Source organism: Bacillus sp. FSL R12-0074 (assembly GCF_038005725.1).
Taxonomy (GTDB): domain Bacteria; phylum Bacillota; class Bacilli; order Bacillales; family Bacillaceae_G; genus Bacillus_A; species Bacillus_A mycoides.
On record NZ_JBBOTR010000001.1, the window covers coordinates 4,908,843 to 4,921,955 of the forward strand.

The following is a 13,113-nucleotide window of genomic DNA, read 5'->3' on the forward strand; positions in this document are numbered from 1 at the left end:
TTGAAGGTCAAGGTACAAAAAGTAGTGCAAACTTATGTCTGCACTACTCTTTTCTCAAATCCCTCATATTTGATATGTATAAAGAAATGACTAAAACAAGAATAGACCCTGCATATAACAACGTCTCCATCGGTTCATCGTGAGACACGATAATTAATCGAATTAAAGCCGTAATCCCGATATAAATAAAATACCGTAACGGAAAATGATAATTAGATTTAAAATACTTAATAATTAATGCGATAAACTCGAAGTATAAGAAGTAGACAATGATGCTTTCAACTAACTTATACGGTGTGTATTTCTTCGCTGAAAATATGTATTGAACAAAAGTAATCGTCTCGTTAATTAAAAAGATTGATAAAACAATGGATAATATGATTAACGCTATATTTAATATCCACTGTAAAACGCTAGCTATATAATGATCGATATTAAATGACTTCATTTTCTCTTTTAGCTCCCTTTCGTGTAAGTACTTATTCATTATAGCAAAATTATACTTACAGAAATGTTAAATCATATATGATCGTCCTCTTTCACGATTACTTCACCATTCGGATATTTATGCTTAATATAATCGCTTCCCCAATCGCAAAGCACCTTCAAACCCTTTTTTAATGATTCTCCCTGTTCTGTAAGAGAATACTCAACTTTCGGTGGTACTTGATTATATACTTTTCTAGACACAAGCCCATCTTTTTCAAGCTCTTTCAATTGCTCAGTAAGCATTTTTTGTGTAATACCAGTTACCAATCGTTTTAACTCACCCGTTCTTGTCGGTCCGCTTGTTAAATGATATAAAATGTGGGATTTCCACTTACCTCCGATCACATCCAAAACGACTTCAATTCTATTGTTATACTCTTTTTTCATATTGAACTCCTTCTGTATTTTGATAGGCACTTTCTCGTGCCTATGTCACGAGATGGTGTCTATATCACGGAAAAGTGCGTACTTTTCATAATATCTGTACTATACCATAATGATGCATGTAAGCAACTTATAACAGAGCATTAAATTAGTGGAGGTATTTTAAAATGAAAAAAGAAAATCGTACTGCAAATTTTTATGATGTGATTCGTGAGCGCCGTTCCGTTCGCTCTTATGATCCTTCAGTTACAATCTCTGATGAAGAAATTAAAGAACTTTTAGAAGAAGCAATGCTAGCACCAAGTAGTTCCAACTTAAACCCATGGCGTTTCATGGTAATTACAGATCAAGACTTAAAAGAGAAACTTCATCCAATTGCTTTAAATCAACCACAAGTGCTAGAAGCATCCGCTATGATCGTAATTTTAAGCGAAAATAATGCCCATGAATTCGAACATATCAATAAAGTGAATGAACGTGCAGCTGCTGCTGGATTCATGACAGAAGAAATTAAAAACAGACTGAACAACAGTATTCGTGAGTTTTATGCACCTGTAAGCGAACAAGGAAAAAGAGAATGGCAAATGCTTGACGGTGGTTTGCTAGCTATGCAATTTATGCTTGTTGCAAAAGCGAGAGGATACGATACAGTCCCAATGCTTGGCTATAACGTTGAAGAATTCCGCAAAGCATTTAACGTTCCAGAAAACTTAACTGACGTCTTAATGATTGCATTAGGCAAAGCAAAAGAGCCAGGATTCCCAACAGTTCGATTAACTGTAGATGAAGTAACGTCTTGGAATGGCGAGTTTTAATCACAGTGTTTATCGTACTTTTGGAATGAAAGTACGATAAACACTATTAACGAAACTATGATGGTAGCAACCATAATCATAATGCAAAACTACAACCTAATCGAATAATACAAAAAAGAAAGGCGGAGAAAACAATGCTTGAAGTTTTAAATCGAATTAATGAATTAGCTAAAAAACAAAAAGAAGAAGGTTTAACAAAAACAGAATTAAATGAGCGCACAGAATTACGCGAGAAGTATCTTCAAATTATTCGCGGTCAAATCAACACCACTGTTACAGGATTAAAAATATTAGATCCTTTAGGAAATGACGTGACTCCTGAAAAATTAAAAGAGCAACAAAAGCTATCACTAAACACAGATAACAACGCATGAAAATACCCAGCTCCTTTGTTACTTAATGATTCATCTAATAGTACGTTTGCTTAGATGCATCATTAAGTTAATATCTACTTCCCCATCCACTTTCTGTTTCTAAATCAAAAAAACACAAACAAATTGTCCCCATCTTTTCTTTGCATCCTTTAGCTTTTTCACAATGAAACCATATACGTCAAAATCTTTTCATGACGTTATTACTTCCACATAGTTGCAATTTATATAATAACGGTACAGTACAAATAACTTGCTGTATAAATAATTGTGGGGGGATTAATGATGAACGAAGCGTTACTATTAGTCGACATACAAAATGATTACTTTGAAGGCGGCAATATGGAATTACATCAACCTGAAAAAGCCGCACAAAAAGCGAAAGAAGTCTTGAAAGTATTTCGTGAAAAACATAAAACAGTTATTCACGTACAACATATTGCGAACAATGAAGGAGCTACTTTCTTCTTACCTGAAACAGTAGGTGTTCAAATTCATGATGATGTACAGCCAATTGCTAACGAAAGAGTCATACAAAAACATCACCCTAACAGTTTTTTAAGAACCAATTTATTTGAAACATTAAAGAAAGAAAAAATAGATCAACTAGTCATTTGCGGTATGATGACTCATGTATGTATTGATGCAACAGTACGTGCTGCCAGTGATTTAGGATTTCAATGTGTTGTAATTGAAGATGCTTGTACAACAAGAGATTTAGAATTTCAAGGAAATCTGATCCCCGCAGTACACGCTCATCAATCGTTCATGAGTTCGTTAGAGTTTGGTGATATTTATGCGAAAATCATGTCGGCAAACTGTTTTATAAACAAGAGCAAATAAAGAATTACAGTTCCATAAAAAAAAGAAAGAATAAATCTCTTATTCTTTCTTTTTTTCGATTGTCTTAATGACAGTATTTATACGATAATCACCATAATGTAAAACATCTGCAAGAGTCTCTTCTAATTGCTGGTGCGAAGATGTGTGAAGAATCATGATATAACACCCATCGCCACTTATACGATACATTTCAGTAATTAAGTCCGTTTTTTCAAAAAAAGTTTGAATTTGATTATGATAATGTGGTGCATGCAGAAATAGTGTAACAAACGTCATAATAGACCCTTCTAACTTAGCCCTGTCGATATCTATCGTATATTTTTGAATGACACCCGCCTCTTCTAATTTATTAATTCGTTTCCCAACAGCCTGGCCAGTCAAATGTACTATCTCTCCAATTTCCTTCCAGTTCATTCTAGCGTTTTCTTGTAGTAACTTTATAATTTTAAAATCTGTTGAATCAAACATGGACATCCCCTTCCTATAGGAATCACCTTCTATAAGATCATCATTTCCCCTACAATTCATCTTAAAAACTTTTACAATACACTCGATTAATTCTATTAAGAATTACATTACTGTTAACAGCTTTCCTTCTTCCTTTACTATGTATTTTTCGATTACTCGTAGGTATCAGAAAAAAATTGATAAGCGTTCGAAAGGGCCATCCAGTAAGCTAGCGATTGTTTTTTATAAATATGAAAATTTTTTAGGAATTAGTTTATCTTTTTTTAATGATTTATTTAGAGGGAGTTTATACTCGGGGATTAACATGATAAACGTAGTAACTAAGTTCGTTGCTCCCACCTGAATCTTTTCATATAACAAAAATTTAGAAGGACGAACTGCTACTATAATCGCAAACCGTACTAACTAAAATCATACGATAAGGAGACGATAAAAATGAATAAAAAAACAAAAGTACTATCATCCATACTGCTAGGATTCACATTAGCATTAACAGGTTGCGCTGGCACGAAAGCTGAAGAAAATCATAGTAAACAAAAACAAGAACAAGCTGCGAAAGATACTAAAAAGGAAAATAAGTTAACTAAAGGGCAAAAAATGGCTAATATTCTTAGCGAGACAAATTGGCAAGGTACAAGAGTGTATGACAAAGATAAAAATGACTTAACGAAAGAAAATGTAAACTTCATTGGTCTTGCAAAATATGATGCGAAGTCAGGAAGATATGAATTTTTTGATGCTAAGACTGGTGCAAGCCGTGGCGATAAAGGAACTTTCTTTGTCACAAATGATGGGAAGAAAAGAATATTAATTTCAGAATCGATGAAGTATCAAGCTGTTGTTGACATGACAAAGCTAAATAAAAATGTATTTACCTATAAAAGAATGGGGAAAGATGCTAACGGTAAAGATGTAGAAGTTTTCGTTGAACATGTTCCATATAAAGAAAAAGAGCTTTCTTTCACGGATCCGGATAAGCAGCTAAACTCTACTACAGGTGATATCGTTAAAAACGTGGATGGAGATAAAATTTTAGGCGGAACCCTTTGGCATGGAACAAAGGTATTAGATGAAGCCGGTAATGATGTAACGCAGTTTAATTCGAATTTTATAAGTCTAGCAAAATTTGATGACAAGTCTAATAAATACGAGTTCTTCAATAGCGAAACAGGTCAAAGCCGCGGTGATTATGGCTACTTCGATGTTGTACATGAAAATAAAATAAGAGCTCATGTTTCAATTGGAAATAATAAATATGGTGCGGCTCTTGAACTTACTGAACTGAATAATAAGAAATTTACGTATAAAAGAACTGGTAAAGACCAAGCGGGTAAAGACATAACTATATTCGTTGAACATGAGCCTTATAAAGATGATATAAAACCACAATTTAGCTTTTAAAAACGTTTGATTACAAATCCTGTACTGAGCTGCAGGATTTTTTTAAAGAAAAATCATTTATGATTCCCTTGAAAAAAATTGTCTTATATTCCCCTCAACAATTCAGCACTATTGTTGAATATAATATCTCTCATTTTTTTAACAGCTTTAAAAAGCCTTACTACACATAAATTGTAGTAAGGCTCCGACTATTTAAGATGAAAATTTTATTATCTCTATACAAATAAGGTTTAGCAAATAATGTTACTATAACCTCAAAAAAAGAAATCTTATTTTAGCTTTCCTATTGATAAGTTAACACGATAATTCCCATACTTTAATAGTCGCCCCAGAAAGTTATCCAATTCTTCATTAGAAGCAAAATGTGTTTTTAATAAATAACATCCCTCACCACTTATACGGTCTACTTCAGAAATCCCTTCTTCTTTTTGAAAGAAATTCATAAACTCTTGATGATTAGCTGTTGTTACGAATAAAGTAACAAATGCAGTCACTACTTGTCCTAATTTGATTCGGTTTATTGCGATTGTATATTGTTCAATAATCCCTAAATCCTCTAATCTTCGAATTCGATTTCCTACAGCCTGCCCCGTCATATGTATTTTTTGACCAAGTTCTTTCCATTGTATTCTTGAGTTTTCTCCTAATAATTTCAGTATCTCAAAATCTGTTTGATCAATGATATAAACCAATCCTTTCATCGTGAAAGTAGAAAGTCAGAAAGTGTTTCGCCAACTTATTCTGCTTGTCGATACAATTCACTATACTTAGTTTATCCTCTTACATCACATTGTTTATCAGTTATATTTACTTATAACACAGAGGACGCAACAAAAAAATACATCTAGATTTAAAGGCGGTTACAAATATGTTATTACAAGAGATTTTATCGTTCAATGAACAATTTGTAGAAAATAAAGAATACGCTCCTCGTGAAGCGACAAAACTGCCTAAAAAACGTATGGTTGTTGTTTCTTGCATGGACGCTCGTTTAATTGAGCTACTTCCAAAAGCTTTAGATATACACGATGGTGATGCAAAAGTTATCAGAAATGCAGGTGGTAAAATTGCCTCTGCTTTCGATAGTGTTATGCAAAGTGTTGTCGCATCAGTATATGATCTAAATGCAGATGAAATCTTCCTTATCGGACACCAAAGATGTGGTGCGAGCCAAACTAATCCAAAAGGAACACTTCAAAAAATATTAGATCGTGGAGTAGCTTCACCAGAAATTTTATCAGCGATTGAATATGCTGGTGTTGACCTTGAAAAATGGTTATTTGGATTCGATGATGTCAACGGTTCAACTCAAGCTAATGTTGATTTAGTAAGAAATCATCCACTTATTCCAAAAGATGTTCCTGTACATGGTTTAGTTATTGATCCTCACACAGGTAAATTAGATTTAATAGTTGATGGATATAAAGCATTAAATGGTATGAAAAATTAATTATTACTTAAATGAAGGGAAGTTATTAGATATGAATAGACAAGAAGCTACGCAAAAAATTATGGAAGCAAAAATTGCAAAAGGTTTAACATGGGAAGAAATTTCAAAAGTAAGTGAAAACTCTGAGACTTGGGTTGTAACAGCGTTATTAGGACAAGCTACAATGACACGTCCAGAAGCAGAAAAAATCGGTAAACTATTAGAATTAGATGAAGAAGTAGTTCAAGCATTAACAGTAGTTCCACTTAGAGGTCAAGTAATGCAAATGCCTCCTACTGACCCAATCTTATATCGATTATATGAAATGATGTTACAATACGCACCAACTCTTAGAGAATTGATTCTAGAAAAAGCTGGCGAAGGTGTAATGAGTGCAATTAACTTCAATCTAGGTGTGGACACACAAGAAGATCCAAAAGGTGGCGACCCTCGTATCGTGATTACACTTAACGGGAAATTCTTACCGTTCCGTACATGGTAATTAATTAAAAATCTATCTATATAATTAAAGTGATTTTATAGATTTACAAAATCCATCCTTTTTAATCTAGCTGTGTAGAAAGGATGGATTTTTACTATGAGATTCTTTTTATACAAGGGAGAATAATATGAATAAAAAATACGTCGATACGAGCTTTAGCATTCTACAGTGGTTTGTGTTTTTATTAGCAAATGCAATTGCATTGCCGATCATTATTGGTGGCATATTCCATTTATCAATAGAAGATATCTCAACATTAATGCAACGAACTTTTTTAGTTGTAGGAGTAAGTTCATTTATACAAGCATGGTTTGGGCATCGCTATCCCATAGCGGATGGGCCAGCCGGCTCATGGGTAAGTATATTTGTCATATTGGGACAAGTCGCTATGCATCAGGGACAAAGTGCAAAGGATGTATTACAACTTTTAGAAGGTGGATTAATTATTGCAGGTATATTACTCTTCGTCCTTGGTATAACAGGGCTTGTTCATCGAATTCTACGTTTATTTACACCCTTGGTTACAGGAACTTTTCTTTTAATATTATCTCTTCAGCTTAGTGGTGTGTTACTAAAAGGAATGATGGGATTACAAGGAGCTGTAACTCATCCTGATTATACAACGGCTGCTATTTCGCTCTTTGTTTTTGCCCTTATTACTTTCTTATCAATTAAAGGGAACGGATGGATGAAAAGTTACGCTGTGTTACTTGGAATTTCATGTGGTTGGCTTTTGTATGCTGTATTAGGAAAATCATCTCATATGCCTTCACACACACCGTTAGTTAAGTTACCAGAGCTATTTTCTTGGGGCACACCTAGATTAGATATTGGAATGGCTCTAACTGCAACTTTATTTACATTTCTTTTAGTTGCAAATACAATCGCTGCTATTTCGGCTGTAAAACAAGTGGCTCCGTTATCTAAAGAAAATGAAAAGCAAATACTGAACCGCGGCGTGTGGGCCGGAGGTATATCGCATATTATCTCGTCGTTGTTTTCTACAATTGGAATTGTACCATTACCTGCATCAGCAGGATTTATTCAACTAACAGGACAAAGAAAAGTGAAGTCGTTCCTTATAGCAAGTCTTATATTAGCAGGAATTTCTTTTATTCCTTCAATTGTAAACTTTATATCCTTGCTACCAGGTCCTATTGCTAATGCCGCACTTTTAGCAACATTTGTCCAAGTAATAGGCATTTCATTTCAATCCATTTTACGTGAAGAATTAAATCAACGCCGATTAACTATATTAGGAATTTCATTATTAATCAGTTTGGGAATGATGTTTCTCCCAGAAAGTGCATTTAGCGGAATTCCTTCTTCCTTACAATATGTTTTAAGTAATGGATTACTTGTGGGTACCATGCTTGTCATTCTATTGGAACAGTTTTGGAAAGAGTAAAATTTGTGACTAAGTAAAAAAGCGCCCTGCTTACAGGGCGCCTTTTTATACCTAATGACTAATACTAGCAGTTGGGTATAATGTTGTTCCTCCAATTGAAACTTTTATTTCATTTGTTAATGGAACATTTTGTTCATTAATAATTGTTCTCCACCATTCCCATGCAAGACCAGTACATTCTCTTGCTACGATTTTTATATTTTTTGAATTTGGTGGAAGAGGGATAACTGTAGAGTAATGAGCCGTTTTGTCTTTGCCGCTACCATCCCATGTTTTATGTGTTAGTACTTCTTTACCATTTTGATCAAATGTGAATTCATCCCAAGATACATCAAATTGCGCAACGTAAGCACCGTAATGATCCAGTGTCATTTTAGCACTTGAATATTCTGTAGTTGTCGTCTCGATATAATCTGTATTGTTATGAACGGCAGCAGTTGCATTATCTTTTAAAAAAGTACTTGTATATGAAATTGGGTATGCTGGATTTTTAAGACTTAATTCAGCATTATCTTTAATGATATTTCGGATTTCATTGAAATCTTTAGTAACAACCTTGTTATGCTCTTTCGCATCTCCGCCTAATACTACAGCAGTAAAGGTACTTTCTTCAAAAATATCTTTGTACTGTCCATTCGTTTCGACGCTGTTATTCTTAAGTAAGGCTTTAAAAGCAGCTTGTACATCTTTGCTCTTAGATGTTGTTTCTAATTTTACATAAACAGTTCTACCATAAGCTACATTTGAGACCATAACAGGTGGAGCCGAATTACTTACACCTTTACGAGTTAACTCACCAAAAGTAACACTATTATCAAAAAGATCGGATGGATTGTTAGGTAGTTCAGCACTTACGGTATAAAATATTTGCTTATATGCCGCTACCATCACTTTTTTCTCTCCATTTGCAATCGCATTAAAATCAATGTTTAGACTGTTATCAAGATATTTAGCGTTAACGTTAAGGGCACTTGCGATTTGTGATTTACTATAAACCATAGATTCTGTATACTGCATTCTTGCAGGTAACGTATGTGTTTTAGAATACTTTTCATTCCAAGTAGATACTAAATCATCTACTGCTCCAGCCACATTACCATATGTCGGATTTTGGACAGTAATTGTATTTTCTTTTCTCATGCCAGGTAAGTCTATACTAATATTCAAAGGCTTTCTCTTAGCCACTAATAAACTCGGTTGATTGTCTGCAAAAGCTTTATTTGCAAGTTGTACCGCTCCTGGATACGTACGATTCACCACAGAATCAATAATCGAAATATCGACTGGTGAAGTTGTAAGTGATTTTTTCTCGCGTTCCACTACTACAAATTTACCATTTGAATTGATACTTTCTTTCGGAACAAAACTCTCTACCTTATCACCATTTACAGCTAAAACCTCTTGATTATTATATTTAAGATTTGCTATACCAGTATCAATGCCACTAGCATTTTTGGTTACATCAGTTGCATTACCTACTTGTGTTTCTGCGAAGGAAATAGATGAATAATTAATAGTGCATAGACTAACTAATAAACACGCAAGGAACTTTCTTCTTTTAGTGTTTTTCTTAATATTCAGAAAAATCACCCCGTTCTTTTTTTAGTAAGATATGATAATGATTGATAAATGATAGCTAACTAATAAACCTACATAAATGCTTTCAAAAGTTCTTGAATTAACGGGATTACGCCACCTACAAATTTCAAAACTGCCATTGCGATTTCCATATTATTTCCTCCTTTTTTATTGCTACGAAAATGTGATTTATCTTTATGCCCTCATTATAGTGACCCCTTACACTTTTATCAATACACTCTTATATGCAATATTACATACAAAAAAAACAAGCTGAATTCTTATAAAAAGTTATACAGAGATAATTTTTTTCGTTTGGTAAATACTTGAAAAGGTGAAGCATTCCTTTGCATTTTATGAGTAATTTACAAGTTTATTGTTGGAAGCGTCGCAGGACTAGAAGTAATGAAATACATGCAGGACTGTTACGAGCATCCAGAAATATTAAGAGTCCTCATGGGCAATCACATAAAAAAAAGCTGCTGCCTATAAAATACAGACAGCAACTTCAACTAGAGTAGCTGGCATGATTTACGCAAGCTACAGTATTTTTTTGACATACTCATTTTTTACACTTTGTAACTAATAAACAGCGATTGGCCCATAAGGACCATTGATAATTTCTATTTTTGTTTCAAAAATATCTGTCAAAATTTCCGGGTCCATAACCTCTTCTACTGTTCCAAAAGCAGCAATTTGTCCATCTTTCATAGCACAAATTTTATCAGAATATTTGGCTGCAAAATTTATGTCATGCATAACAGTCAAAATTGTTCTTCCAAATTCATTAGCCGCACGTCTCAAATGCTCCATCATTTGAACAGAACGAGCAACATCAAGATTGTTCAGAGGCTCGTCCAAAAGTACATATTCAGTCTCTTGGCACAACACCATCGCAACATATGCCCTTTGTCTTTGACCACCAGAAAGCTCATCTAAATATCTATTCTCTAAATTAGTTAAATCTAGAAAATCGATATATTTAGAAATAATAGCTTCATCCTCTTTAGTTAATCTTCCCTTTGAATAAGGAAAGCGCCCAAATCCAACTAATTGTCTAACAGTAAGCCTAGTTACAAAATGATTTTCTTGTCGCAATATAGTCAAAACTTTTGCTAAGTCTTTTGATTTGGATTCAGAAACATCCATATTTGCTACCTGAATTTGGCCTTCATCCATATCTAAAAGTCTTCCAATCATCAATAGTGTCGTTGACTTTCCAGCGCCATTTGGTCCAATTAAAGAAGTAAAGCCCGCTTTTGGTATTTCAATATCCAAAGGTCCTATTTTCACCTTATCAGTATAGAACTTTTTAACATTATCAATTTTTATCATAAAGCCCTCTTCCTTAAAACTATAGTTAAGAATATTATTCCACCAAATAATTCAATAATAACTGAAACTACACCTTGAGCATGGAATACATGATACATTAAAAAGTATGCACTCGTCATTATCAAAAATCCTATTGCAAAAGCCATTGGAAAAATATATCTATGATCATAAGTTGACGCGGCCTGATAACTCAAAGTTGCTACTAAAAAGCCGTAGAAAGTAAGTGGCCCAATTAGAGCTGTTGAAATGGACATCAAAATAGCAACTAATACTAGCGTATAAATTACACTAGGTTGATATTTAACTCCAAAAGAAGTAGCAACATCCTTTCCTAGTGACAAAACATTCAAATTCTTAGAATGAGCAAAAATTAATACTGCTACAATTATGATCATAGGAATTACAATAGGAAAATATGCAGGATCTGCGTGATTAACAGAACCAAATAATTTCGCTTGTAAAATATCAAACTCTGAAGGCGCAAGTAGCTTTCTCATAAAAGTTGACACAGAATTTAGTCCGGTACCAATAATAATTCCAACTAAAAGCATAAGTTGTAAATTCCCGTATTTACCGGAAAGTAACCATCCATAAAGTATCAAACTCATGAAGACCATAACAACAACTTGGAATACAAACGATCCAATTCCATTAAAGTTTATTAATGCACTAGCACCAAAGAAGAATATTGTACTCGTATGAATTGCTGAATAAAGTGATTCGAAACCTAAAAGCGAAGGAGTAATAATCTTATTGTTCGTAATAGATTGGAAAGCAACTGTCGACAAGCTATGGCAAACTGCAGCAATAATCATCGCAACAATGGCTATTATCCTTCTCTTAACAACTGGGATAAAAGAAGGTGAATCTATCGGAACTGGATTGTTATAAACTAAAAGTCCATATGAAGAAAGGAGACCTAAAGCGATCAATGTTATTAGTACAATCCAATAACGTCTTGCTTCCTTCTTAGAACGAAAAGCGCTAGCTGATCTACTTTCATTATGAAGGCTAGAATCGATTTCGACATTTTCTTTATTTCTATAGTCTAATGTGATCATCGCAGCCTCCTTGGTTTTCTTTTTCTCAATAAAATAGTAATAAATACGACTGCTCCCACTGTTGCAAGTATTAAAGAAACAGGTACTTCAAAAGGCTTTATAATTGTTCGAGAAATGATGTCACAGGCAGTTATTGTCCCCATTCCGATCACACATACCCAAGGTAAATTACTCCTAAGATCATCACCTCTAAACATTGAAACAATGTTTGGAACAATTAATCCCAAGAAAGGTAAGTTTCCAATAACAGCTGCAACAACTCCAACTGCAACAGAGATAAGGCCAGTCCCAAAAAGAACAATTCTATTGTAATTAACTCCAAGGCTTGTTGCGACATCTTCTCCTAGTCCAGCTAGAGTCAATCTATTAGCATACATAAAAATAAGCAAAGTAACGATAACAATCAGCCATAAATATTCATATCTTCCCACCTGAACGGTAGCAAATGAACCTACAAACCAAGTTTCAATACTTTGCGTCATTTGAAAAAGGAGTCCCAAAAAAGTAGACACTGCAGAAATAACTGCTCCAAGCATCAATCCAATAATCGGGACAATTAAAGACGAACGAAGTTTAACTCTTCTTAAAAATAGAAAGAAAATCATAGTTCCTATAAAAGAAAAAATGATTGCACCAGTCATTCTTTGAACTAACGTCGGGGCAGGAAATAATAAATATACAAAAAGCAGGCCTAAGCCTGACCATTCAATAGTCCCCGTTGTAGTAGGTTCAACAAAACGATTCTGTGTAATTAATTGCATTACGAGCCCTGCCATCGCCATTGCAGCTCCGGTAAGCATTAATGCAACTGTTCTCGGAACACGAGTGATGAAAAACATCTCCATTCCGTCCTCTTGTCCACGTATATCATAAACTCCAGTAAACAGTGATATAATCCCTAAAATTATAACAACTATAATCGCTATTATAAAAGGTTTTGTCCATATTTTATTGTGGTTATAAAACTGGGGTTGAGAAATATTCTCAACCCTAGAAATCATATTTTTTGACACTGTTTCGTACTCCTTT

The 13,113-nt window shown here is 34.0% G+C and carries 15 protein-coding genes; 7 read left to right on the top strand and 8 right to left on the bottom strand.

The annotated features are described in order from the left end of the window. Window positions 1–43: 43 nt before the first annotated feature. Entirely contained in the window at window positions 44–448 is a 405-nt protein-coding gene (gene psiE / locus NSS97_RS25690; protein WP_044439305.1) for a phosphate-starvation-inducible protein PsiE, read from the bottom strand. Between the two features lie 71 nt (window positions 449–519). Beyond that, window positions 520–876 (bottom strand): winged helix-turn-helix transcriptional regulator, encoded by a 357-nt coding sequence (locus NSS97_RS25695; protein WP_016121030.1) that lies wholly within the window; start codon window positions 874–876, stop codon window positions 520–522. A gap of 164 nt (window positions 877–1,040) precedes the next feature. Between NSS97_RS25695 and NSS97_RS25700 the strand changes: the two genes are divergently transcribed. The 3 genes from NSS97_RS25700 (at window position 1,041) to NSS97_RS25710 (ending at window position 2,902) form a co-directional block, all read left to right on the top strand. After that, complete coding sequence (locus tag NSS97_RS25700) at window positions 1,041–1,688, top strand: nitroreductase family protein (protein WP_341114356.1); 648 nt, start codon at window positions 1,041–1,043, stop codon at window positions 1,686–1,688. Window positions 1,689–1,822: 134 nt separating this feature from the next. Beyond that, a complete protein-coding gene (locus tag NSS97_RS25705; protein WP_002129863.1) occupies window positions 1,823–2,062 on the top strand; it encodes a DUF896 domain-containing protein in 240 nt (79 codons plus the stop codon). Window positions 2,063–2,344: 282 nt separating this feature from the next. After that, window positions 2,345–2,902, top strand: a complete 558-nt coding sequence (locus NSS97_RS25710; protein ID WP_033707919.1) for a cysteine hydrolase family protein — start codon at window positions 2,345–2,347, stop codon at window positions 2,900–2,902. 39 nt (window positions 2,903–2,941) lie between these two features. Here NSS97_RS25710 and NSS97_RS25715 read toward each other — a convergent pair whose 3' ends face one another. Beyond that, window positions 2,942–3,376 carry an Lrp/AsnC family transcriptional regulator gene (locus NSS97_RS25715; RefSeq protein ID WP_002099310.1) on the bottom strand — a complete coding sequence of 145 codons (435 nt, stop codon included), beginning with the start codon at window positions 3,374–3,376 and terminating at the stop codon, window positions 2,942–2,944. Window positions 3,377–3,805: 429 nt separating this feature from the next. On the opposite strand from NSS97_RS25715, the gene NSS97_RS25720 reads away from it, so the two are divergent. Further along, on the top strand, window positions 3,806–4,771 hold the full coding sequence (locus NSS97_RS25720; RefSeq protein WP_044439313.1) for a DUF4822 domain-containing protein: 966 nt from the start codon (window positions 3,806–3,808) through the stop codon (window positions 4,769–4,771). A gap of 269 nt (window positions 4,772–5,040) precedes the next feature. Here the strand turns inward: NSS97_RS25720 and NSS97_RS25725 are convergent, their stop codons facing one another. Continuing rightward, on the bottom strand, window positions 5,041–5,472 hold the full coding sequence (locus NSS97_RS25725) for an Lrp/AsnC family transcriptional regulator (protein ID WP_002016035.1): 432 nt from the start codon (window positions 5,470–5,472) through the stop codon (window positions 5,041–5,043). 167 nt (window positions 5,473–5,639) lie between these two features. On the opposite strand from NSS97_RS25725, the gene NSS97_RS25730 reads away from it, so the two are divergent. From NSS97_RS25730 to NSS97_RS25740, 3 genes are all read left to right on the top strand, one after another. Then, complete coding sequence (locus NSS97_RS25730) at window positions 5,640–6,221, top strand: beta-class carbonic anhydrase (protein WP_002129867.1); 582 nt, start codon at window positions 5,640–5,642, stop codon at window positions 6,219–6,221. 31 nt (window positions 6,222–6,252) lie between these two features. After that, entirely contained in the window at window positions 6,253–6,702 is a 450-nt protein-coding gene (gene cynS / locus NSS97_RS25735) for a cyanase (protein ID WP_001081567.1), read from the top strand. Window positions 6,703–6,829: 127 nt separating this feature from the next. After that, entirely contained in the window at window positions 6,830–8,110 is a 1,281-nt protein-coding gene (locus NSS97_RS25740; protein WP_107887234.1) for a purine/pyrimidine permease, read from the top strand. A gap of 51 nt (window positions 8,111–8,161) precedes the next feature. Here the strand turns inward: NSS97_RS25740 and alo are convergent, their stop codons facing one another. The 4 genes from alo to NSS97_RS25760 form a co-directional block, all read right to left on the bottom strand. Continuing rightward, window positions 8,162–9,700, bottom strand: coding sequence for an anthrolysin O/cereolysin O family cholesterol-dependent cytolysin Alo (gene alo, locus NSS97_RS25745; RefSeq protein ID WP_002191134.1), 1,539 nt, complete (start codon window positions 9,698–9,700; stop codon window positions 8,162–8,164). A gap of 570 nt (window positions 9,701–10,270) precedes the next feature. Further along, complete coding sequence (locus tag NSS97_RS25750) at window positions 10,271–11,023, bottom strand: iron ABC transporter ATP-binding protein (protein ID WP_002139178.1); 753 nt, start codon at window positions 11,021–11,023, stop codon at window positions 10,271–10,273. Then, window positions 11,020–12,084, bottom strand: coding sequence for an iron chelate uptake ABC transporter family permease subunit (locus NSS97_RS25755; protein WP_002089519.1), 1,065 nt, complete (start codon window positions 12,082–12,084; stop codon window positions 11,020–11,022). The genes NSS97_RS25750 and NSS97_RS25755 overlap by 4 nt, the downstream gene beginning before the upstream one ends. Next, window positions 12,081–13,097: an iron chelate uptake ABC transporter family permease subunit gene (locus NSS97_RS25760; protein ID WP_107887233.1), complete on the bottom strand. Its 1,017-nt coding sequence runs from the start codon at window positions 13,095–13,097 to the stop codon at window positions 12,081–12,083. Before NSS97_RS25760 ends, NSS97_RS25755 begins: the two co-directional genes overlap by 4 nt. Window positions 13,098–13,113: the final 16 nt, after the last annotated feature.

Bases quoted from the DNA above. Each gene is read 5' to 3' on its own strand.
- psiE (WP_044439305.1), bottom strand. From the start codon at position 448: ATGAAGTCATTTAATATCGATCATTATATAGCTAGCGTTTTACAGTGG.
- NSS97_RS25695 (WP_016121030.1), bottom strand. From the start codon at position 876: ATGAAAAAAGAGTATAACAATAGAATTGAAGTCGTTTTGGATGTGATC.
- NSS97_RS25700 (WP_341114356.1), top strand. From the start codon at position 1,041: ATGAAAAAAGAAAATCGTACTGCAAATTTTTATGATGTGATTCGTGAG.
- NSS97_RS25705 (WP_002129863.1), top strand. From the start codon at position 1,823: ATGCTTGAAGTTTTAAATCGAATTAATGAATTAGCTAAAAAACAAAAA.
- NSS97_RS25710 (WP_033707919.1), top strand. From the start codon at position 2,345: ATGAACGAAGCGTTACTATTAGTCGACATACAAAATGATTACTTTGAA.
- NSS97_RS25715 (WP_002099310.1), bottom strand. From the start codon at position 3,376: ATGTCCATGTTTGATTCAACAGATTTTAAAATTATAAAGTTACTACAA.
- NSS97_RS25720 (WP_044439313.1), top strand. From the start codon at position 3,806: ATGAATAAAAAAACAAAAGTACTATCATCCATACTGCTAGGATTCACA.
- NSS97_RS25725 (WP_002016035.1), bottom strand. From the start codon at position 5,472: ATGAAAGGATTGGTTTATATCATTGATCAAACAGATTTTGAGATACTG.
- NSS97_RS25730 (WP_002129867.1), top strand. From the start codon at position 5,640: ATGTTATTACAAGAGATTTTATCGTTCAATGAACAATTTGTAGAAAAT.
- cynS (WP_001081567.1), top strand. From the start codon at position 6,253: ATGAATAGACAAGAAGCTACGCAAAAAATTATGGAAGCAAAAATTGCA.
- NSS97_RS25740 (WP_107887234.1), top strand. From the start codon at position 6,830: ATGAATAAAAAATACGTCGATACGAGCTTTAGCATTCTACAGTGGTTT.
- NSS97_RS25750 (WP_002139178.1), bottom strand. From the start codon at position 11,023: ATGATAAAAATTGATAATGTTAAAAAGTTCTATACTGATAAGGTGAAA.
- NSS97_RS25755 (WP_002089519.1), bottom strand. From the start codon at position 12,084: ATGATCACATTAGACTATAGAAATAAAGAAAATGTCGAAATCGATTCT.